At 69.4% G+C, this 20,685-nt stretch carries 23 protein-coding genes; 7 read left to right on the forward strand and 16 right to left on the reverse strand.

The genetic code is table 11. The features are described from left to right. The first annotated feature begins 272 nt into the window (after positions 1 to 272). The 5 genes from AB1578_12965 (at position 273) to AB1578_12985 (ending at position 6,114) form a co-directional block, all read left to right on the forward strand. Positions 273 to 1,103, forward strand: coding sequence for an amidohydrolase family protein (locus tag AB1578_12965; GenBank protein MEW6488809.1), 831 nt, complete (start codon positions 273 to 275; stop codon positions 1,101 to 1,103). Further along, positions 1,100 to 2,596, forward strand: coding sequence for an L-lactate permease (locus AB1578_12970; protein ID MEW6488810.1), 1,497 nt, complete (start codon positions 1,100 to 1,102; stop codon positions 2,594 to 2,596). Before AB1578_12965 ends, AB1578_12970 begins: the two co-directional genes overlap by 4 nt. A gap of 56 nt (positions 2,597 to 2,652) precedes the next feature. Next, a complete protein-coding gene (gene had, locus AB1578_12975) occupies positions 2,653 to 3,741 on the forward strand; it encodes a 6-hydroxycyclohex-1-ene-1-carbonyl-CoA dehydrogenase (protein ID MEW6488811.1) in 1,089 nt (362 codons plus the stop codon). Positions 3,742 to 3,839: 98 nt separating this feature from the next. Beyond that, positions 3,840 to 4,970, forward strand: a complete 1,131-nt coding sequence (gene oah, locus AB1578_12980) for a 6-oxocyclohex-1-ene-1-carbonyl-CoA hydratase (protein MEW6488812.1) — start codon at positions 3,840 to 3,842, stop codon at positions 4,968 to 4,970. Between the two features lie 286 nt (positions 4,971 to 5,256). Continuing rightward, on the forward strand, positions 5,257 to 6,114 hold the full coding sequence (locus AB1578_12985) for an amidohydrolase family protein (protein MEW6488813.1): 858 nt from the start codon (positions 5,257 to 5,259) through the stop codon (positions 6,112 to 6,114). 118 nt (positions 6,115 to 6,232) lie between these two features. Here the strand turns inward: AB1578_12985 and AB1578_12990 are convergent, their stop codons facing one another. The 9 genes from AB1578_12990 to AB1578_13030 form a co-directional block, all read right to left on the reverse strand. Then, positions 6,233 to 7,231, reverse strand: a complete 999-nt coding sequence (locus AB1578_12990) for a radical SAM protein (GenBank protein MEW6488814.1) — start codon at positions 7,229 to 7,231, stop codon at positions 6,233 to 6,235. 1 nt (position 7,232) lies between these two features. Continuing rightward, complete coding sequence (locus tag AB1578_12995) at positions 7,233 to 7,556, reverse strand: PqqD family peptide modification chaperone (protein MEW6488815.1); 324 nt, start codon at positions 7,554 to 7,556, stop codon at positions 7,233 to 7,235. Next, positions 7,553 to 8,437 (reverse strand): right-handed parallel beta-helix repeat-containing protein, encoded by an 885-nt coding sequence (locus AB1578_13000; GenBank protein MEW6488816.1) that lies wholly within the window; start codon positions 8,435 to 8,437, stop codon positions 7,553 to 7,555. Before AB1578_13000 ends, AB1578_12995 begins: the two co-directional genes overlap by 4 nt. Next, positions 8,434 to 9,504 (reverse strand): YedE family putative selenium transporter, encoded by a 1,071-nt coding sequence (gene yedE / locus AB1578_13005; GenBank protein ID MEW6488817.1) that lies wholly within the window; start codon positions 9,502 to 9,504, stop codon positions 8,434 to 8,436. Before yedE ends, AB1578_13000 begins: the two co-directional genes overlap by 4 nt. Beyond that, positions 9,505 to 10,002 carry a hypothetical protein gene (locus tag AB1578_13010; protein MEW6488818.1) on the reverse strand — a complete coding sequence of 166 codons (498 nt, stop codon included), beginning with the start codon at positions 10,000 to 10,002 and terminating at the stop codon, positions 9,505 to 9,507. It lies immediately after the preceding gene. Beyond that, complete coding sequence (locus AB1578_13015; protein MEW6488819.1) at positions 10,002 to 10,892, reverse strand: phosphate/phosphite/phosphonate ABC transporter substrate-binding protein; 891 nt, start codon at positions 10,890 to 10,892, stop codon at positions 10,002 to 10,004. The genes AB1578_13010 and AB1578_13015 overlap by 1 nt, the downstream gene beginning before the upstream one ends. Then, positions 10,882 to 11,385: a hypothetical protein gene (locus AB1578_13020; protein ID MEW6488820.1), complete on the reverse strand. Its 504-nt coding sequence runs from the start codon at positions 11,383 to 11,385 to the stop codon at positions 10,882 to 10,884. The genes AB1578_13015 and AB1578_13020 overlap by 11 nt, the downstream gene beginning before the upstream one ends. Continuing rightward, positions 11,382 to 12,788, reverse strand: a complete 1,407-nt coding sequence (locus AB1578_13025) for an FAD-linked oxidase C-terminal domain-containing protein (protein MEW6488821.1) — start codon at positions 12,786 to 12,788, stop codon at positions 11,382 to 11,384. Before AB1578_13025 ends, AB1578_13020 begins: the two co-directional genes overlap by 4 nt. Before the next feature lie 70 nt (positions 12,789 to 12,858). Beyond that, positions 12,859 to 13,605 (reverse strand): hypothetical protein, encoded by a 747-nt coding sequence (locus tag AB1578_13030; protein MEW6488822.1) that lies wholly within the window; start codon positions 13,603 to 13,605, stop codon positions 12,859 to 12,861. Positions 13,606 to 13,685: 80 nt separating this feature from the next. On the opposite strand from AB1578_13030, the gene AB1578_13035 reads away from it, so the two are divergent. Further along, positions 13,686 to 14,267 carry a methyltransferase domain-containing protein gene (locus tag AB1578_13035; protein ID MEW6488823.1) on the forward strand — a complete coding sequence of 194 codons (582 nt, stop codon included), beginning with the start codon at positions 13,686 to 13,688 and terminating at the stop codon, positions 14,265 to 14,267. Here AB1578_13035 and AB1578_13040 read toward each other — a convergent pair. Together AB1578_13040 and AB1578_13045 are read right to left on the reverse strand one after the other, a co-directional pair. Further along, on the reverse strand, positions 14,255 to 14,452 hold the full coding sequence (locus tag AB1578_13040; protein MEW6488824.1) for a hypothetical protein: 198 nt from the start codon (positions 14,450 to 14,452) through the stop codon (positions 14,255 to 14,257). The genes AB1578_13035 and AB1578_13040 overlap by 13 nt on opposite strands. An 18-nt stretch (positions 14,453 to 14,470) precedes the next feature. Next, complete coding sequence (locus tag AB1578_13045) at positions 14,471 to 14,695, reverse strand: NifU family protein (protein ID MEW6488825.1); 225 nt, start codon at positions 14,693 to 14,695, stop codon at positions 14,471 to 14,473. Positions 14,696 to 15,191: 496 nt separating this feature from the next. Between AB1578_13045 and AB1578_13050 the strand changes: the two genes are divergently transcribed. Continuing rightward, positions 15,192 to 15,689 (forward strand): rubrerythrin family protein, encoded by a 498-nt coding sequence (locus AB1578_13050; GenBank protein ID MEW6488826.1) that lies wholly within the window; start codon positions 15,192 to 15,194, stop codon positions 15,687 to 15,689. Positions 15,690 to 15,918: 229 nt separating this feature from the next. On the opposite strand, the gene AB1578_13055 is transcribed toward AB1578_13050, so the two are convergent. The 5 genes from AB1578_13055 to AB1578_13075 form a co-directional block, all read right to left on the reverse strand. Next, positions 15,919 to 16,854 (reverse strand): DUF4338 domain-containing protein, encoded by a 936-nt coding sequence (locus AB1578_13055; protein ID MEW6488827.1) that lies wholly within the window; start codon positions 16,852 to 16,854, stop codon positions 15,919 to 15,921. Positions 16,855 to 17,041: 187 nt separating this feature from the next. Then, positions 17,042 to 17,527 (reverse strand): hypothetical protein, encoded by a 486-nt coding sequence (locus tag AB1578_13060; protein MEW6488828.1) that lies wholly within the window; start codon positions 17,525 to 17,527, stop codon positions 17,042 to 17,044. Positions 17,528 to 17,537: 10 nt separating this feature from the next. Continuing rightward, positions 17,538 to 18,398 (reverse strand): FAD/NAD(P)-binding protein, encoded by an 861-nt coding sequence (locus AB1578_13065; protein MEW6488829.1) that lies wholly within the window; start codon positions 18,396 to 18,398, stop codon positions 17,538 to 17,540. Between the two features lie 270 nt (positions 18,399 to 18,668). Beyond that, positions 18,669 to 19,703 carry a 4Fe-4S dicluster domain-containing protein gene (locus tag AB1578_13070; protein ID MEW6488830.1) on the reverse strand — a complete coding sequence of 345 codons (1,035 nt, stop codon included), beginning with the start codon at positions 19,701 to 19,703 and terminating at the stop codon, positions 18,669 to 18,671. Positions 19,704 to 19,734: 31 nt separating this feature from the next. Next, on the reverse strand, positions 19,735 to 20,580 hold the full coding sequence (locus AB1578_13075; GenBank protein MEW6488831.1) for a CoB--CoM heterodisulfide reductase iron-sulfur subunit B family protein: 846 nt from the start codon (positions 20,578 to 20,580) through the stop codon (positions 19,735 to 19,737). Positions 20,581 to 20,685: the final 105 nt, after the last annotated feature.

Raw genomic sequence — 20,685 nt, forward strand, 5'->3', positions numbered from 1 at the left:
CTGGGGGTGGGGGGGGGGGGGGGGCCCCGGCATCGCCCCCCCGCCCCCCCCCCCCCGCGAGAGATGCTTGCGGACCCGTATTTTCGAAGGATGGGTCAAGTTCTCGGGCGGGCCGCCGCCCTGAAGCCACGGGGCGCGCGGTGTCCCCCTCCAAATGGATATCGAAATCGACTCCGATCCCGATCGCGATTTCGATTTCGACCGGGATCGAGCACAGGTGAAAAGAACTCTCACGCCTCGCCGGTCTGAGGCAGGGCCTCGCTAGGGTTTCCATGATCGTCGACTTCCACGTCCACCTGGCCGCCCGGGAGCACCTGCGCGACACCCCTGCCGCCTTTTGCGACAGCTTCTGGGGCGAGCGGGGAGACTGGGACGCGCTCCTGACCCCCGAGGGCTTCGACGCATACCTGGAGGGGGAAGGGGTGGACTACGCCGTGGGGCTTCCCGAGGTGAGCCCGCTGGTCACGGGCAACACCTCCAACGAGTACGTGTGGGAGCGGTTTCGGGACTCCCGGCGGCTCCTCCTGTTCGCCACCCTGAACCCCTGGGTCACCCCGCGCCTGGACCGGGAGATCGAGCGGCTGGCAGGCATGGGGTTCCGCGGGGTGAAGCTCTACCCGACCTACCAGCACTTCTACCCCAATCAGGCCGAGCTCTACCCCCTGTATGCCTCGTGCCGGGAGCTGGGACTCCCGGTGATGGTCCATACGGGGTCGAGCATCTTCCCCGGGGCGAAGATCAAGTACGGCGACCCCCTGCACCTGGACGACGTGGCGGCCGACTTCCCCGAACTGGCGCTGCTCGTGGTCCACGGAGGCCGGGGGTTCTGGTACGACCGGGCGGAGTTTCTCGTTGCGCTCCACCCAAACCTGTACCTGGAGGTGTCGGGCCTGCCCCCGAAGAACCTCCTCTCCTACTTCCCCAACCTGGAGAGGCTCCACCGCAAGGTGATCTTCGGGAGCGATTGGCCCGGCAATCCCGGCATCCGCAGGAACGTGGAAGCCATCGGCGCCCTGCCCCTGAGCGCCGAGGCGAAGGAGGCCATCCTGGGCGGCAACGCCGCGCGCCTGCTCGGCCTCGACACCGGGGAGGGCCTTCCGTGAGCTTCGGGCTCTCCTACGCCCTGGCCTGGTCGCCGGTGCTCCTGGTGCTCGTGCTTGCCGTGGCCTTTCGCCGTCCGGCCCTGGAGCTCGCGATCGCGGGGCTGGGCTTCACCTTCGCCTTGTGCGCCACCGTCTTCGACACATCGGCCCGGGTGCTCCTGGCGGCGAGCCTCGACGGGGTGCTCACGACGCTGCCGCTGCTCCTGGTGATTCTGGCGGGCATCGCGCTCTCGGTGGTGTGCCTGGCCAAGGGGAGCCTCCAGCGCATCGTGGGGTGGTACGAGGGCCGCGTGGCCGGCGAGTGGCACCGCACGGCGCTGCTGACGCTGGGCCTGGGGAACTTCATGGAGGGCGCCGGGGTCATCGCCGAGCCCGTGCTCGCCCCCATGCTGCGGGCGTCGGGCCTTTCCCCGGCCGCCTCGGCGGCGCTCTCCATCGTGGGGTACTCGGGTCTCATGACCCTGGCTCTGGCCGGCATCATCGTGACGGTGCTCGCGGCGGTCACCGACCTGGCTCCCGAGGCGCTGGGGATCAGGATCGCCGTGCTCTCGGTGCTCCCCACGCTGCTCCTGTCTCTCTCGGTGCCCTTGTTTGCGTCCGGGGGGCGCGACGTTTGGAGGAAGGCGGGGCTCTTCGCCGCGGCGGGGCTCACGGCGGGGCTCACGGCATGGGCCACGGTGGTGTGGGTGGGGGTGCCGGTCTCGGCCATGTTCGGGGGGCTCGCGGTGGTGGCCCTCCTGGTCCTGTGGGGACGCCGGGGGCTCGCCATCGACCGCGACCTGCTGCGCGACTTCGCCCCCTTTGCCCTCATCATCGCCGGGCTCTCGGCCGTGAACCTGCACCCCGGCTTGCGGGCGGCCACCCGGGAGACCCTGGCCGTGACCCTGGCGGTGGTCCCGGTGCACGAGGTGACCCTGCGGCCGTTCTTCGACGCCTACACGTACCTCTTCGCGGCCCTGGTCCTGGTGCTGGTGCTCTTTTCCTACGGGCCCGGAGAGCGCCGGCGCCTGCTGGGGACGAGCCTCTCCCGGGCGTGGCGTCCGCTCGTAGCCATGGGGCTCTTCGGAGCCATGGGACAGATGGTGGCCTTCTCGGGCTACGCGCCGGCCTTCGCCTCCCTGGACGACACCCGAAACCTCGCGGCCGTCCTGGCCCGGGGCACCTACGAGTACACCGGCTCCTTCTACCCGGTCTTCGCCCCGCTGCTCGGGTGGGTGGGCACCTTCCTTTCCGGGTACGGGGTGGCGAGCATCATGCTCTTCGGGAAGTTCCAGGTGGTAGCCGCCGGGCTGCTGGGGATCTCGCCCGAGAGCCTGGCAGCCGCGCTCGCCATCGGGGCGAGCGTCGGGAGTGTCTCGAGCCCCTTCAAGATCGCCCTCGCCACCCCCCTGTGCGGGGCGGTGGGCCAGGAGGGGGCGATCCTGCGAAAGACCATTCCGCTCGGCCTGGGCGTGAGCCTGGCGGTGGGGCTGTGGGTGCTGTGGTTCGGATAGGAAGCAAGCTGCATCGCTGACGCAAGAGGGCCGCAGAGGCCCGGGAGGAGGATGAGATGAGCGTGAAGACGATCCGGACGTGGCAGATGGTCAAGCCCACCAACCCGAAGACCGGGGAGCACGGGGTGCTCGAGCGGGCGGAGATCCCCGCGCCGGCCCTGGGGCCCGGCGACGTGCTCGTGAAGGTGGCCGGGTGCGGGGTGTGCCACACGGACCTGGGGTACTTCTTCGACGGGGTACCCACGGTCAACCCGCCGCCGCTGGCCCTGGGTCACGAGATCAGCGGCACGGTGGTGGAGGGGCCCGCCGCGTGGGTCGGCAAGGAGGTTATCGTGCCGGCGGTGATGCCCTGCAACACCTGCCCCATCTGCGCCTCGGGCCGGGGCAACCGCTGCCTGGCCCAGAAGATGCCCGGCAACAGCCTGGGCATCTACGGCGGGTTCTCGGACCACATCCCCGTGCCCTTTGCCGACCTGTGCGTGGTGGACCGGCGCGACGTGCCCCTCTCCCACCTGGCGGTGATCGCCGACGCCGTGACCACCCCCTACCAGGCGTCCATGCGCGCCGGCATCGCCTCCGGCGATCGGGTGATCGTGGTCGGCGCCTGCGGCGGGGTGGGGATCTACATGACCCAGATGGCCAAGGCCCTGGGGGCGGGCACGGTGATCGGCATCGACATCGACGACGCCAAGCTCGCGCGTGCCCTCCAGTTCGGCGCCGACGCCACCATCAACTCCCGGGGCAAGACGCCCAAGGAGGTGCAGGAGGCGTTTCGCGCCATCTGCAAGGAGAAGGGCGTGCCCCACAACTGGGGCTGGAAGATCTTCGAGGTCTCGGGCTCGAAGCCCGGCCAGGAGATCGGCCTCCAGCTCCTATCCTTCGTGGGCAAGCTCGTCGTGGTGGGCTACACCATGGCCTCCACCGAGTACATGGTCTCCAAGCTCATGGCCTTCGACGCCGAGATGATCGGGACCTGGGGCTGCCTGCCCAAGTACTACCCCGAGGTCCTCAAGCTCGTGCAGGCGGGCAAGGTGCAGGTGGAGCCCTTCGTGGAGACCCGCCCCATGTCGGCCATCGCCCAGACCTTCCACGACATCCACGACCGCAAGGTGGAAAAGCGCGTCGTGCTGGAGCCGGATTTCTGACGTTGCACGTTGCACGTGGCACGTGGCACGTTGGAGAAAGAACCTGGGCCAAAACCAACAACACGCAACCCACAACACGCAACCCACAGGAGTATCCCATGAGTCTCACTTGGCTTCCCCGCGACGACCACATGAAGGACCACGGGTTGATGAAGGGCGAGTACTGGGGCACGGAGGCCCCGTGCACGGTGTACGAGAAGCGGCCGCTCACCGGCCCCGACGGCAAGGAGGTTTCGGGGCTCTACGTGGCGTGGATCCGGCTCAACAACCCCAAGCAGTACAACTCCTACACCACCGAGATGGTCAAGGGGGTGATCGCCGCCTTCAAGGCCGCTTCGGGGGACCGGTCGGTCGTGGCCGTGGTCTTCACCGGCACCGGCGACAAGGCCTTCTGCACGGGCGGAAATACCGTCGAGTACTCCCAGTACTACTCCAAGCGCCCCAACGAGTACGGCGAGTACATGGACCTCTTCAACCTGATGGTGGACTCGATCCTCGACTGCAAGAAGCCCGTCATCTGCCGAGTCAACGGCATGCGGGTGGCGGGCGGCCAGGAGATCGGCATGGCGGCCGACATCGCGGTCTCCTCGGATCTGGCGGTCTACGGCCAGGCGGGGCCCAAGCACGGCTCGGCCCCGGTGGGCGGCGCCACCGACTTCCTCCCCTGGTTCCTCTCCATGGAGGACGCCATGTGGAACTGCGTCTCCTGCGAGACGTGGTCGGCTTACAAGATGAAGGCCAAGAACCTGGTCTCGAAGGCCGTGCCGGTGCTCAAGAAGGACGGCCAGTGGGTGCGAAACCCGCTCGTCATCACCGAGGACTACGTGCGCGACGGGGAGATCGTCTACGGCGAGTTCAAGAAGGGGGAGGAAGCCAAGGCCGCCAAGGCCCTGGTGGAGCAGTGCACCACCGACTTCGAGCTCCTGGACAAGGCCGTGCAGGAGATCGTGTGGCGGTTCGCGAACCTCTTTCCCGGGTGCCTCCAGATGTCCATCGACTCCATCCGGGCCAAGAAGAAGTTCTTCTGGGACCAGGCCAAGCTCCCCAACCGCCACTGGCTGGCCGCCAACATGATGGGGGAGGCCTTCCTGGGCTTCACCGCCTTCTCGACCAAGAAGATCACCGGAGAAGATGTGATCGACTTCCTCAAGTACCGTCAGCTCATCGCCGAGGGCGCCCTCATGGACGAGGCGGCCTTCGAGGCCGTGCTGGGCAAGCCCAAGGGCTAGACGCGCCGTCGGTAACGGAACGCGGCCGGGGCCCCTGGCCCCGGTCGCTCTTCACGAAAAGGTTCCCGTCCGTCCGGGGAACCGCGTCCACTGTCGAGGGGGCCGGGGGCCTCCCCGCAGGCGGCACAGGCGGCCTTGGCGATCGCCTTCCGGAGGTGCCATGTCCTTCCCTTCCCTCGCTGTAGCGCTTCGCCGCAGCAACGTGTCATCGGGACCCTGGGCCGCCGGAGGGGAGGCCCCCGGCCCGGCCCCTGCCTGCCGGGCTTGAGCTGAGACCCGATCGTCCATGCCTTTCGAGGTCATCGACGTCCACGCCCACTGCTTCGCGGGCCCCGGCGACGCCGACCGGGTTGCCGGGGGGCTCGCGGCGGCCCGCGCCGCGGGGTTGCGGCACATGGTGGTGGTGGGCCTCGTGAACACCCGGCTGGACCGGGAGGGGCTCTGGAGCCTCATCCCGGACTACGTGGAGCACCGGGGCGACCCCCTGGGCCACGAGGCCGGCCTCCTCCTGGAGCTGGCGCGCCGCAACGCCCCCACGCTCCTGCCCTTCGTCGACACCCGCCACCTCTGGGGCGAGGTCCCCGCCCTTCTCTCCCGGTACCTGGCGCAGGGGTTCCGGGGCCTCAAGGGGATCTACCTGGCCGACGGCGGCAACGACCTGGGGGTGGGGAGCGTGCCCGACGCCTTCGGCGTCTCCCTTCGGGAATACCAGCGGCGGGAGTGGGAGATCTTCGCCTTCGCCGCGGCCCGGGACCTTCCCGTGGTCTACCACATGGACGCGCGCCGTTACGGCGACGTCATGACCGCGCTCCTGGCAGATTTCCCCGGGGTGCGCGTGGACTTCGCCCACTTCGGCATCGGGCGCGGGGCTTTCCGCAAGGTCCTGGACCGCTACCCCAACGTGTACACCGACCTGGCCTCCATGCTCCCCCACGTGCGCCGAGACCCCGCGGGCTACCGGGACTTCATCCTCCACTACCCCGACCGGGTGTGTTTCGGCTCGGACGCCTTCCTCTACAACGCCGAGCTCGCCTGCGAGTACATCGGGATGGTGCGGGAGTTGGGCCTGCCCGAGAACGTGGAGGCCCGGGTCTTCTCCGAAAACCCGCGGCGCTTCCTGGGAGCGGTCCTTCCGGTGGAATAGCCCCCGAGGACCCCAAGCGCGGGACGAGCGGGCTCCCGGCCCGCAGCGGGTCTTCGATGCCGATACCGATACCGATACCGATAGCGATTTGGGTGAAAGCCGGGGGGAGCCGTGCCGGTCAGGGGCGGCCGGGGTCTTCGCGCCAGCAGTGGGGGTCGGGGGCGTCGAAGGAGCCGGAGACGGCAAACGCCCGGGCCGTGCAGCCCCCCAGGCACTCCCCGTAGGCCGAGCAACTCGTGCACTTGCCCTGGGGCGTCTTGGTGCGCATGGCCCGGAGCACCGGGGAGTCGCGCCACAGGTTCTCCAGGCCCTGGGCCAGGATGTTGCCGGCGGAAAGGGGGATGAACCCGCAGGGGGTGGCGTCCCCGTCGGGCTCCAGGTGGAGCGAGAGCTTGCCGCAGGTGCTGCCCTGTACGGCTCCCGCCTCGGAGGCGCCCAGGAGGGCGAGGATGGGGTCGTCGAAGGCCAGCGCCGCAGGGGCTGCCGGGCGGTAGGCCAGGGCGTCCTCGTAGAAGGAGCGCCACGCCTCCGGGCTCAGGTCGAGCTCGGCCCGGTTGGCCATGCCCCGTCCCGAGCACTTGAAGTTGTGCAGGTACACGGTGCGGGCTCCGCGCTCCGCCGCCAGGGCCACGATCTCCCGGTAGGAGGTGACGTTGCCCCGGAAGATCACGGCCGAGACGGTGCTCGGGACCCCCGCCGCGGCCAGGTGCTCCAGGGCCGCCAGGGCCCGGGAGAAGCTGCCCGGCCGACTCCGGAAGGCGTCGTGGACGTCGGAGGTGGCGCCGTCCAGGCTCACGCCCACCGAGGCGAACCCGGCGTCCCGCAAGCGCCCCGCCGCCTGGGCGTCCAGCAGCCAGCCGTTGGTGTTCATCGCGACCCGCAGCCCCTTGGCCGCAGCCCGCTCGGCCACCGGGAAGAGGTGCGGGTAGAGCAGCGGCTCGCCGCCCCCGAAGCTCACGAAGGCCACCCGGCAGCGGGCCAGCTCGTCCACGATCCGGAGCACGTCGGGAAGCGGCAGCTCCTCCCGGCGCTGGTCCCGGGAGTAGCAGTGGCGGCAGGAGAAGTTGCAGGCATAGGAGAGGGTCCAGTTGACCGTGAGCGGCGCGGTGAGCTCCACCTCAAGCCTCCTGGATGCGCAGCCACCCGAGGGGGACGCAGGAGGCCACGAACTCCCGCACGTCGGAGAGGATCTCCTCCCAGGGAGCGTCGTACCGGGAGGCGAGCTCCCGCGCGATGTCCTCCTCGTCCCGGACGCCGTCCGCGAGGCACCAGATCTCGCCTGCCAGGAGGTTGAGTTCGTGCATCCGGCCCCGATCCACCAGGATGACCCACCCTCGGCCGCCGGCGTCCTCGCCGCGCTCCAGGGCGGCCAGGATGCCCTCCTTCTCCGCCGGTTCGTCCCGCCACACGAGGTCGGGGTTTCGCACCGGAACGCGCCTCACCGCCCCCCGCCCTCCGGGCTCCAGGGCGCCGCCAGGGCGGGCTCTACCTGCACCCGGCCCAGGGCCGCGTCCACACCCGCGTCGTAGATGCGCCTTCCCGAACCGCCGTCCTTTCCCGGACTCCACCAGTTGCCCGTGGCGTCCACGTCGGTGGCCTGGCCTTCCCCGAGCTTCACGTCGTACTCCCGGTTGTCGAAGTTGTTCCGGCGCAGCACCGCGCCCGTGACTCCCTCTCGAAAGAAGATCGCCGTGAGGTTCCCCGAAAAGTGGTTCTCTTCCACGACCGGAGAGGCCTTGAGGCAGCGGACACCGACCTGGTTGTCGAGAAAGCGGTTCCCCCGCAGCACGACGCGCCCCCCCTGGAAGCGCACGCCGCCGTAGTTGCCCCGGAACTCACAGTGCGTCACATCGGCCGGGGTATCGTGGATGTGGAGCCCCCACGGACCCTGGGCGAAGGTGCAGTACGCCAGGTGGGCCTCCTTGGCCCCCTCGATGAAGATCATGTCGTCCCACTCGTTGCGGGTCGCCTTGACGGGGGCAAAGGAGATGGGCCGCTCCCCGCTCCCGATGGCCACCAGGGCTCCCTGGACGAGGACCCACGGCTTTCGGTCCTTGTCCGCGGCCGGCTCGGGCAGGTCGAAGTACACCCGGGTGCCCGGGGCAACGGTCAGGGTAGCTGTGCGCGCCACGATGACGGGCCGCTCCACCAGGAGGTCGCCGGACCAGACGGTATTGCTGTAGATGATGTAGTCCCGCAGGGGCACGGCGCTCGAAGGGGCCGCTGGCTCGGGAGCCGGGGAGACTGCGGCGCAGCTCGTGAGCAGGAGCGCGGTCCAGAGGGCGAGGCCTACGGGGGGAACCCAGGGTTTCCGGGCACTCATGGGGCGTCCTCCTTTTGCCGGAGGCCCAGGGAGAGCACTGCCGCCAGGCCCAGCAGGACCGCCACCTTGCCCCCTGCCGTAACCCCCGCCGCGTTCGCCCCCAGGGCCCAGTTCTGCACGAGGACGGCGCCAAAGACCATGCCCCCGATGACGGTGAGGGCGTCCAGGTCTCCTTCTCCGGCCTTTACGATCTGGCGGAAGGGGCACCCGCCCGCCAGCACGGCCACCGCTCCCACCAGGCCCATCCCCAGCAGGCTCCATACCCACTCCACGTGGGACCCCGGCTGGCCATGGTAGCCGAGGGAAAACTGGTCTGTAAAGGCGTTGGCGAGCCCGGCGGCCAGGAGCGCCAGCGCCAGGGGTGCGGCGGCCCAGGCGCTCCGGGTCAGGAGGACGTCGCGCAGGCTCCCGGTGACACAAAAGCGGGAGCGCTGACACAGGCCGCCCAGGAGCACGCCCGCCGCCAGGCTCCAGAGAAGCGGAGCGTGGAGGGATCCGCCCCCCGTTCGGCTCTCCAGCAGGGCTCCGGGAACCGATGCCAGCGCCGTCAGGGCCAGCGCGGCGGCGGCCGCCCCGAGGGGCACGGCGGCGGGCAGCGCCCGCTCGCGCCCGCCCAGGACCCACTCGGCCGGCTCCAGGAGCCGGATCCCCCCCCAAACCCCCAGGATCAGCCCGACGCCCCCCGCCGCCGCGGTGAGGTCGCCCGCGGCCAGCCGGAGCAGGGCCTTGATGGGGCAGCCGATGAAGACCGCGGCGCCCACTGCCATGAGGATTCCCATGCCGAGCAATGCCGGGGCCGAGCCGCGGCCCCGGGGCCGAAACTCGCGTCCCACCGCGGCCATTGCGAAGCTCCCCAGGAAGAACCCCAGGAGCTCGGGCCGGATGTACTGCATGCGGGGGTTGGCGTGCAGGCCGAGGGCGCCGGCGGCGTTCTCCAGGAAACACGAGATGCAGATCCCCGTGTTGACCGGGTTGCCCAGGTAGGCCAGCAGGCTGCCGGCCAGGCCCAGGAGGCCCCCGGCGGCCAGGGCCCACCCGTGCCGGCGCAGGGCGCCCCGCCCGCCCAACTACTCACACCCCCCGGCGAGGCGCCGCTGGAGGTAGTAGAGGTCCCGAATCTCCCGAGGCGGATTCTCGGCCCACGGGCCTTCCCGCAGCTCGGCCAGGCGGCGGGCGATGGCGCGGCCGGCGCCGAAGGCCGCCCCCCGGTCCGCCACCGTTGCGTCGGCCTCCACGGCCTTGCGCCAGTGCCCCACGGCGGCCGCGGCCGCCCCCTCGCGGTAGGCAGCCTCTCCCAGCAGGAACCACGCGTAGCCCGGGTAGGGGCCCCGGCTGACCCGGTCCCGCAGGGCGAGCAGCGCCTCGTCGTCGCGGCCGTCTCCCAGGGCTGCGCGGATCGCCGCGTAGCTGGTCTCCACGGCGGCGGCTTCGGAGGGGCGGGCGGCGCAGGGGTCGGATCCCTGGGAGATACCGCTGAGGTTTCGCGCCTCTACCCCGGCCCAGGCGAGGCACGATGCGACCCCGAGGGCGAGGAGGAACCGGGTGAGGCGAGGCCCAGGGGCCATCAGTACTGCTCGTAGGGAGGGAACTGGGCAAGCCGGGCCCACCGGCGCAGGGGTTCGTAGTCCTCGTCCGCGAGGGCCTCGAAGCCGTCCACCAGGGCCCGGCGCAGCACGGCCAGTCGTTCGCTCCCTACCTCAACGGTGGTGTCGTCATCGGCGGCGAGCAGGGCCTGCCGCACCCGCGCCACCCACTCGGGCGCCACGCGCGCGGCGGCCCCCACTGTGCAGTAGGGTGCCAGGTCCGTGCGGGCCAGGACGACGAAATCGTCCGGGGCGATCTTGCCCTCGGCGGTCATCTCCTCCAGGTCGATGAGGGGGGCGGCCCCCGCGTCGAAGGCGCCGTAGAGCACCGAATAGATGATCTTCTCGTGCTTCCAGGATCCGTGGGGGATGGCGTAGAACCCTAGATCCCTCTCCGGGTCGATGCCCGCCTCCAGGAGCAGGGCGTACTCGGCGAGGAAGCCGAAGGGCGCCCACTGGGGACCGAAGACGAACCGCTTGCCCCTCAGGTCGTCCAGGGATTCGATGCCCGCCCCCCGGCGGGCGATGACGGCCCCCCGGGTGAGGACTCCAAAGGAGCCCTTCTTTTCCGCTGCCACCAGCTGGAGGGCGTGGTGCTCCCGGAGGATCACGTAGAGAAGCGAGTTGGTGTGGGTGAAGTCGAGCTCCCCCTGGGCCAGGGCGCCCTCCACGTCCGCCGTGTCGAGGTAGACGCTCTCGAACCGGGCGCCGCTCGTCTTCGAGAGATACGCGCTCAGGGGCTCGAAGCGCTCCCGGGTCTCCTCGATGGAATTGCAGATCATGTATCCGATGCGAAAGGTGGGACGCTCTGCCCGGCAGCCCGCGAGCAGGCCCAGGGCCACCAGCACCCCCAGCAGCGCCCTAGTTCCCACGGTGCACCGCCTGTCGCGCGGCCTTCCGGGCCGGATCGCGGGAGGCCGCGGCCTGCAAGAAGGCATCAGACCCATAGAACCTCGGGATGTTTCTCAGTGCGCGGTCCACGGTGAAGAACCGCAGGTCGTCGAGCACGTCCTCCCGAATCCAGAACTGGCAGGGCCCCGCCCCCGCAACGTCTCCCGCCGGCCGGACCGCGATACCGTCGGGCGGAGGAGCTTCGGGGAGGAGGAGGAGATCCACGTCGCCGCGAGCCAGGGCGGCCGCCCCGTCGCCCTCCACCGCCACGAACTCGGGGGCGATGCCGGTCTTTTCCTCCACGTAGTATCCCGCCGCATAGGCCGCCAGGGCGAGGGAGGGCTCCGGCGGGACCCCCACCCGAAGGCGCGCGCCGAAGCACCCGTGCCCCTCCTGCGGGAGGGCCAGGAGGGCCGCCAGGACGCACAGGACGACCGCGCCCATCGCGGTGCGGAGCCGGCTCGACAGACTCACAGAACCTTGCCCGGGTTGAGGATGCCGAGGGGGTCGAAGGTGGCCTTGATGCCGCGCATGAGCTCCAGGGCTTTCGGGGAGAGGAAACGGTGGAGATAGGGCTTCTTCAGGACGCCGATACCGTGCTCTCCCGAGGGGAGGCCCCCAAGCCGCGACGTGATCTCCATCACCTGCTCCATGGCTGCGGGGAGGCGCTCGGCCCAGGGCTCTCGGGGCAGGTCCCGGCGAAGCAGGTTCACATGGACGTTTCCGTCCCCGGCGTGGCCGAAGCACGCGGCCGCGAGGCCGAGCTCCCGCCCCACGCCCTTCACCGCGTCCACGAGATCCGGAACCCGGGACCGGGGAACCACCACGTCGGCCTTGCCGATCTCGGGGCTCAGGGCCCGCAGGGCCTCGCCGAGGCAGCGCCGGCTTTCCCACAGGCGGGCCTGCTGCCCGGGGTCCTGGGCCGCAAGGATCTCCAGGGCGCCTTCCTCCTGGGCAATCGCGCCCACCCGGACCATTTCCCCTTCCAGGGCGCCCTCGTCCTCCCCGTCGAGCTCCAGGAGGGCGTAGGCGCCGGCCGAGGCTCCGCCGGGCAGGTCCCGCCCCAGGTACCTTCGCGCCGCGTCGATGGTTACGTCGTCCATGAACTCGGCTACGGCAGGGACGATGCGCTCCCGGATGACCCGAGCCACGGCCAGCGCGGCCCCCCGGAGGTCGGGGAAGGGAAGCAGGAGCGCTACCCGTCGGGACGGGTGGGGCAGCAGCCGCAGCACGACCCGGGTGACCACGCCCAGAGTTCCCTCGCTCCCCACCAGGAGCTCCGCCAGGTGGTAGCCGGTGGCATTTTTCACGGTCTTTCCCCCCAGGTCCAGGAGGGTGCCGTCCGCCAGCCCCACCTGGAGACCCAGCAGGTAATCCCGGGTGGTGCCGTACTTCACGGCCCGGGCGCCGCCGGCCCCTACCACGACGTTTCCCCCGATAGAACAGGAATCCAGGCTCGCCGGGTCCGGGGGGTAGAAGAGGCCGTGGCGCTGGGCTTCCTCCTGCACGCGCCCCGTGACCACCCCCGGCTCACAGGTGAGGGTGAGGTTGTCCGCGTCGAGCTCCAGGATCCGGTCCATGCGCTCCAGGGAGAGGACCACCCCGCCCCCCAGGGCGACGCATCCCCCCGCCACGCCGGTTCCGGCTCCCCGGGGGACGACCGCGAACGGCCCCGCCGACGCCCACCGCAACACCTCGCAGACCTCCTCGGCGGTCCGGGGCCGCACCACAGCGGTCGGCTCGGCCTCGAGCATCGTCGACTCGTCGCGGGCGTATCGGGCGCGGATCTCGGCCCGGTCGCTGACGCAGCCCTCCCCCAGGCGCCGGGCGAGGGCGTCGAGGTCGGACCGTCCGGGCGGGCGCAGGGTGCTGGTCACGGGCAAGGGCGCGCGGGAAGGAATCGCCGGGGTGCGGAAGTCCTCGGGGCCCTGCCGCAAGCGGACCCGCTCAGAAGGGCATCCGCAAGGTCTGCACCTCTCCGGTGCGGACGTTCTTCAGTTGCAGGCGAAGCTCCTGGGCGGCCAGGGCCTCGGCGGGGAAGTACAGGATTCCGTGGCTGATCGCCTGGGGCGAGACCGGCTTGTTCTCCATGGAGCGGTTTCGCAGATCCTCCCGGATCGTCCGGCGCACATCCTCGTGGTCCTGCATACCCTTGGCCCCGCCCAGCACGGCACCGCCGGCGCCGCCCACGGCGGCCCCCTTCCCGGTCGTCTCGAGCACCCGGCCTCCGGTCACGATGCCGACTGCCGCCCCCACGATGGCCCCCGCGGCCGCCCCGAGAAAGGCCCCCTTGCCGGCCTCGGGAGCGATCTTGCCCCACTCGGTGCTTTTCTCCAGGCGGCTGTATGCCATGCTCTGGTCCAGGATGTTCCAGAGCTGGCCCTGGGGGTCCATGAGGAAGGTCTGGTTCGCCACGACCTCCACCGGATCCCATCCCAGGTGGTCGAAAGCGACCTGCACCGGCAGGACGCCGGCCCCGATGATGTCGAAGCCGAAGGCCTCCCGCGCCGCGTCCCGATCGGCGTAGGGGCGGGAACCGACCGTTACCCCGAACACCTCGACCGCGTTGGGGTACGCGGACGGGTGGAGGATCGGAACCGCCCTTTGCTCGTATCGGGTGCACCCCCCGAGCCACAGGGCGGCCCCCGCCAGCAGGAGAGCGGCGATGGCGAGACGTCGATTTGCGGTTACCATGGGTTTTCCTCGTTGGCACAGCGCGGTGCACGAGCACCCAAGCTGCGCGAAAGACCCCCGGAGATGCCCTCGGAGATCCGATGACCGCAGACCAGACCACGTCGCGGGAGCCGTTTCGGAAGGACTCGAGGTTTCCCCGGCCCGACCCCTGGCTCACCGCTGCCCTTCCCTTGCTCGCCGCCGGTCTGCCGGGTCCGGCCCTCGATCTGGCCTGCGGACGGGGGCAAAACGCCCTTTGCGTTGCGGCCCTCGGCGTGGAGACCGTGGGCATGGATGCCTCGGCCGAAGCACTGGAGGCCGCCCGGCTCGAAGCCCGCCGCCGGAACCTGGCCTCCTCGTTCGTCCGCGCCGACGCCGAAGAACCGGCCACATTTTCCCGCGCCGCCGGGTGGGGAGCGGTGCTCGTCTTCCACTTCCTCCACCGCCCCCTGTTTCGTCCCCTGGAGGACTGCCTGGCTCCCGGGGGCCTGTTGATCTGCAAGACCCACCTGGACCACCCCCTCCGGGGTCCCCTCGCCCGACCCCGGCGCGCTGCGTTTGTCTTGCGGCCCGGCGAGCTTCTGGGAGCCTTCCCCCGCCTGTTTCCCCTGGCTTACCGGGAGTGGGCCTGGGGAGGAGAGGCCTACGCCGCCCTCCTGGCCCGCCGCCCCTACTCCCGGTAGGCTACCACCCGAACCATCCCGATGGTTGCGCCCTTGTCGTCGGTCACCGGCATGTCGCTCACCCCCACCAGGGCCGCCTGGGGCCGGGCGGCAAAGAACCCGTTCACCTCGGCGTCGAGGCGCTCGAGCTCCTTGTGTACGTGGAACACCTGCATGTCGGTCCCGAAGGTCTTGACCTTGTGCACGGCACACCTCCTCGTTTCTCAGTCCACCCCCTCGACACTGCGCACCCCGGGCACCGCCGACTTCAAGGCGGCCTCGATGCCGCGCTTGAGCGTCATCTGACTCATGGGGCAGCCGCGGCAGGCTCCCTTCAGGCGCACTTTCACGACCCCGTCGGCCGTCACGTCCACGAGCTCGGCGTCACCGCCGTCGGCCTGGAGGTTGGGGCGGATCTTGTCCAATGCGGTCTGTACTTGGTCCTTCATTGTGCGCTCCTTCCGTAGGAATTCTGGCGAAGTTAATGCTCCAAACTGTAGCCGCGCGCGAGGGGACTGTCAAACTCCGTCCCTCCACCCGTCCCTGCGGCCACCCGCACGGGAGACCTTCCCGTGGCGGACATCGTCTCTGCTTGCGCTCCCTTCTCGGCGTGCTACCGTGACTCGCTCTTGTCGTCCGGTAGAGTGAGCGGCCCACGTCCGCCACCTCTCTTGGGGGCTAGCTCGGGGAGCGAAGCCGTGCGCCGCATCGACCGAAGCGGGCAATGCTCCTGAAACGGGTGACGCTCGGCGCACCGGGTCCGCCGGACAAGCCACTTCGAATCGTCGCAGAGCGTACGGCGCAGCGGAGGGTTTCCCCCAACCCGCTCCCCCCCCTGGCGGTGGATCCAGGTCGGGACGCCCGCTTGACAATGATAACCATTCCAGTTATCGTTCGCCCCCGTTGCAGGCCGGCTCACCTTCACCCCTTTCCGAGGAGGATCCCATGTCGAAGACCCTAGAGAACTTGAAGGCCGCCTTCGCCGGCGAGTCCCAGGCCAACCGCCGCTACCTGGCTTTCGCCAAGAAGGCCGCCGAAGACGGCCACCCCCAGGTGGCCAAGCTGTTCCGGGCCGCCGCCGCCGCGGAGACGGTGCACGCCCACAACCACCTGCGGGCCATGGGCGGAATCAAGGGCACCGCCGAGAACCTGGACGAGGCCATCTCGGGCGAGAGCCACGAGGTGCTCGACATGTACCCGGGCATGATCCGCGACGCCCAGGCCGAGGGAGACAAGAGGGCGCTTTCCAGCTTCCAGTGGGCCTGGGAAGTGGAGAAGACCCACGAGGCGCTCTACCGGAAGGCCAAGCAGAACCTGGGCAAGGCCGGGGAGACCTTCGACTACTACGTGTGCCAGGTCTGCGGGCACACCCACGAGAAGGAAGCCCCCGAGAAGTGCCCGGTGTGCGGGGCGGGCAAGGCCAAGTTCGAGAAGGTCGCCTGAGGTTTTCGTACTCCAGGTCGAAGCTCGAGAAGGCGCCCCCAGGGGCGCCTTCTCTCGTCCGGCAAGCCACGAAAGCTCCAGTGTGCCTCGCTGACGCCTTGCTCCTCGCGCATGCTCTCTGCCCAGGTCTACCCCACCTTCAACCGCTTCTACGCCAAGGTCTTCCTGGTGGAAGCGCTCACCTCAAGGCCCGCCTCGGCGCGTGGGCGGCAGATGTCTTGATGGCGGGCTATTCGCTCTCGGCGGGAGGACGAGCGGGTGGGGGCGTCTCGCTCAGGAGCCGACGCCGGAACTTCCGGCAGAGCGGGAGCAGGAACACCTCCTTGACCTGGAGGGGCGTGTCGCGCGCGCGGTCCATCCGACCCCGTCCGGTGGTGCGTCCCACGTGGACCCAGTTGGCGGCCTTGTAGCAGGTACCCGAGAAGCGGGCCGAATCCACCAGGGTTTCCGCGAGTACGGGACGAACCCCGAAGGCGGCTTCCCAGTCGCCGGGCAGGCTTCGGGCTACCTGCGCCAGGACCGAGCTCGCCAGGTATCGGACCCGAACCCAGGGGAGGATGAGGAACCGGCTGTTGTTCACGATCCTCTGGAGGTTTCTCTCGCGGGCGCGGTCATCCCAGCCGATCCAGGAGTCTCGGCTCTCCATGCGCCAGGCGGGGCTCGAGAACTGGAGGCAGCCCACTACCTGGGGCTCGGGCCGCTCGATTCGAACCAAGTACCGCAGGTAGGCGCCGAAGGGGACCTTGAAGCCCAGGTAGTGATAACGACCCACGAGCTCGCGGAAGAGGAGCCGCTGTTCCTTGGTGGCCACCCGGTCGAGCACGACGGGCGCCACGTCGCTCAGGCTGCCCTCCAAGACAGGGCCGGCTTCGCCCTTTTCGGTTCTGGGAATCCCGGTGTGAGACCCCCTGGGCCTGGTGACCTGCGCTTCGGGCAGGGTGAGCAGGCCGCGCTCCTGCAACCGGAGGAGAAGGGTGCGGCACTCCCAGTCCTTGAGCCCGCCGCTGGGTCTCCTCCACTCCAGCAGTTCGGCGAGGGTGCGCGCCAGCTCGGTCTGGCTCAGCGCCGAGCAGGTTTCCACCACCTCTTGGACCAGGGCGATTTCCTCGGGTGAGAAGGTGCGGCCGAGGCACGTAAAGGCTGCCGGGCTCCGGGGCGAGCTCATCGTTTCCCGGCACGCGGAAGCAGGGTCAGCGAAACTCCAGCGTCAGCTCGCCCTGGGGGAGGGCGAGGGGTCCGGAATTCGGGGGCGGGATGCAGGAAAAGGCAGGGGCTGGCCGCGCAGCGCGATCTCCGGCGCCCCCTCGAACGCAGGCGCAAACGTGCGGCAACCATGGGCAGTGGTGCGTTCCCTATGCGCCGGCCTTGGCCCGCTGGGCCGTAAGCAGGCCGATGTGGCGGAGCTCCTCGTCGATGAGGGCGTCGAGGCCTTGGGCCTTGGGGAGGAGCTGCTTCATGGCGCTGTAGAAGACGGCCGAGTCCTTCTCGAACTCGATGGCCAGGTCCAGGAGCGCCGCGGGGGAGGTGCACCGGGCCACGAGGGCTCCCACGTCCTTGTTCTTCACGAAGACGTGGCCGTCGGCGGTGGCCCGGAGGTACTGGCTCTCTTCGTCCGCCGGATCGAAGGCCCCGCCCTCGCTGGCCTCGGCGGGCAGCTTGCGGCGAAGCGCCTCGAAGAGCTCCACGTGCTTGGTCTCCCAGGCGGCAAGCTCCCCGCAGAGCTTCTTCACGGCCGGGTCGGCCGTGGCTGCCGCCGCAGCCTGGTAGAAGGCCTTGCCGTTTTTCTCGATCTCCACGCCCACCCGGTAGATCTCGTCGACGTTCATGTAGTAGGACATGGCAACCTCGTCAGTACTCCGGGGTCAGCTTGTCGAGCTCGGCAAAACTAAAAACAGGCCCGTCCTTGCATACGTACTTGTTGCCCACGTTGCACCGGCCGCACTTGCCGATGCCGCACTTCATCCGCATCTCGAGCGAGGTGATGATGTTTTCCTTGGAGAAGCCGAGCTCGAAAAAGACGGGCAGGGTGAAGCGGATCATGATGGGGGGGCCGCACAGCACGCACACGGCGTTTTCGGCGCTGGGGGCCACGTCCTTGCACACCGCGGGCACGAAGCCCTCGCGTCCCTTCCAGGTCTCGTCGCCCTTGTCCACGGTGACGTGGAGGTCCACGTCGCTGCGCTTTCCCCAGGCCTCGAGCTCGTCCTTGTAGAGGAGCAGCCCGGGGTTTCGCGCCCCGTAGACCACGGTGATCTTGCCGAAGCGGCCCCGGTGCTCGGGGACGATCATGTAGTTCAGGAGCGAGCGAAGGGTCGTGAAGGCGAACCCGCCCCCCACGATCACGACGTTCTTGCCTTCGAGGAAGGCGATGGGCCAGGCGTTGCCCAGGGGTCCCCGGATGCCCATCCGCTGGCCCTCCTCCATCTCGTGGAGGGCCGTGGTGACCACCCCGGCCTTCTGGACCGTGAACTCCACGTATCCCTTCTGGGTGGGGGACGAGGCGATGCCGATGGGCGACTCGCCCTTGCCGAAGATCGAGAGCTCGCCGAACTGGCCCGGGGTGTAGGCGAACCGCGCCTCGTCCTCCGGGTTCACGAAGGCGAACCGGAAGGTCTTGATGTCCTTGGTGTCGACCTCGGTGATGATCTTGGCGATCTCCACGGGGATCGGCAGGTACGGATTGTCCCTCTCAGCGCATACGCAGGCCATGTGCTTCCTCTAAGAACCTATTGGACGGGATAACGGGATTCTCTGGATGAATCGTGTCTAGACCAAACGTGCAACACGCTGCTTTGGTCTCCTTGCTCCAGAATTGCCCCGTCTATTCTGCCATCCAGTCAAAAACAAACTTTCCGGAGACAGGATAACAGGATGTTCAGGATAAGGCTGTCGCTTCCCGCAGCTTGAACCCGCGACCTATCAACCCAAAACCCCAACATCCTGTCCATCCTGTTATCCCGTCCAAAACCCCGTCTGCCGTCAGATCTTCGCCACGTCCTGCACGATCTTGCGAATGTCGAGGTTCACCGGGCAGTTCAGGACGCAGCGGCCGCAGCCGACGCAGCCGACGAGGTCGAAGTTCTCGGGGATGTAGCGGAACTTGTGCATCACCCGCTGGCGCCACCGCTCCTTCTGGCTGGAGCGGGGGTTGTGGCCCGAGGCCTCCTTGGTGAAGAGCGGGAACATGCAGGAGTCCCAGCTCCGGAGCCGCACCCCGTCGTCCTTCTTCGCCTCGTCGCTGATGTCGAAGCAGTGGCACGTGGGGCAGATGTAGGTGCAGGTGCCGCAGGCCAGGCACTTGCCGTGGAGGCCCGCCCAGAAGGGGTGGTCGAAGTTCTTCTGGAGGATCGGCAGGACCTCGCGGGCCGGCACCTGGGACCGGATGCCCGCCCGGGCCTTCTCCCCGGCCTGGGCCTTCCGGGCGTCGGCCTGGCCGTCGGCCGCCTGCCCCTCGAAGAACGAGAGCAGCGCCTCCCCCTTCGGGGTCAGGAACTCCGCGAGGATCTCGCCTCCCCCTCCTCCCAGGTCGGTGGCGAGCACGTCGACGCCGGCCGGCGCCGCCGGGACCGGGTCGCCCCCCACCGAGGTGCAAAAGCACGCGGCGTAGGGCGGCTGGGGGCACGCCAGGGCGACCACGGTGGTGCGCTCCCGGTGGCCCACGTAGTAGGGGTCGCGGCAGCCGGGCTGGTCGAACACCCGGTCCAGGAGGAGGAAGCTCTGGGCGTCGCAGGGCCGCACCACGACCACGGTCTCGGCCGGGTCGTCCCCCTGGCCCGCGCACTCCACCCCCTTGGGGGTACGCGTAAAGCGCATCAGGGTCTCGGTGTGGGGGAAGAGGGCGTTCTTCGGGGCGTTTCGGGTGTTGCGGTAGCCCAGCGCCGGCTGCCGGCCCGGCTCCAGGGGTCCGAACACCACGTTGTCCCCGTCCTGAACCGGCCCGAGCACCCGCTTGGCGGCAGCCAGGCGCTCCAGGGCCGCGGCGAAGGCGTCCTTCGTGAGAAGTCGTTTTTCCATAAGTTCCCTCGCGCGCCTCACCACAGGGCGGTCACAGGAAGATGCCGACCTGGCGCAGCAGCGGCATGCAGTCGACGTGGTGGAACTTGAGCCACTTGCCCGCGTCGGGCGCGCCCATGGCGAGCCCCATGAGCTCGGAGAAGTAGAAGATGGGCATCCCCTGGGTGGCCCGCATGTCCAGGTTGGCCATGCACTCGGGGCAGGCGGTGACGATGCAGTTGGCGCCGGCCTCCCGGGCCATGGTCACCAGCCGGTCCACCAGGCGCACCACTTGCTCGGTGCGGGCAACGGTGAGGGCGCCGCCGCAGCAGTCGGTCTTGAAGGACCAGGGCTTTGCCTCCGCTCCCAGGGCCTCCACCAGCCGGTCCATGGAGGTGGGGTTCTCGGGGTCGTCGAAGGCGCACACGTCCGGGGGACGCACCAGGAGGCACCCGTAATAGCTCGCCACCTTGAGGCCCGCGAGCTTGCGCGTGACCTTCTCGCGCACGGCCTCGAGCCCGACCTGGTTCACATAGAAGTCCACGGAGTTTCGGACCTCCAGATCGTCCTTGATCCGGCCCCGGAGCTCGCCCTCGATGCGGGCCTTGAGCTCCGGATCCTTGTGGAGGTGGTGCTCGGCGGACTTGAACCGGTTGAAGCACGCCGCGCACGGCACCATCACGTCGAGACCCCGCTTCTGGGCCGCCATGAGATTGCGGGCCGGCAGGGCCACGGAGAGCTCGAAGTTGGTGGCGTGGGCCGAGCTCGCACCGCAGCAGGTCCAGCCGTCCACCTCCACCAGGTTGACCCCCAGGGCCTTGCTCACGGACTGGATCGATTGGTCGTAGCCCTTGGCCGTGCCGTGCATGCAGCAGCCGGGATAGTACGAAACGTTCAAGGAATGTCTCCTCTAGCAGGGTGCCGAAAAACGCCCTCCTGGGCCTTTTCGGCTACGGGTTCTCGGGGACGGCCCCTTCGAACCCTGCCGAATCGGGGGGGGGTT

The sequence above is a fragment of the Thermodesulfobacteriota bacterium genome, assembly GCA_040756475.1.
Lineage (GTDB): Bacteria > Desulfobacterota > Deferrisomatia > Deferrisomatales > JACRMM01 > JBFLZB01.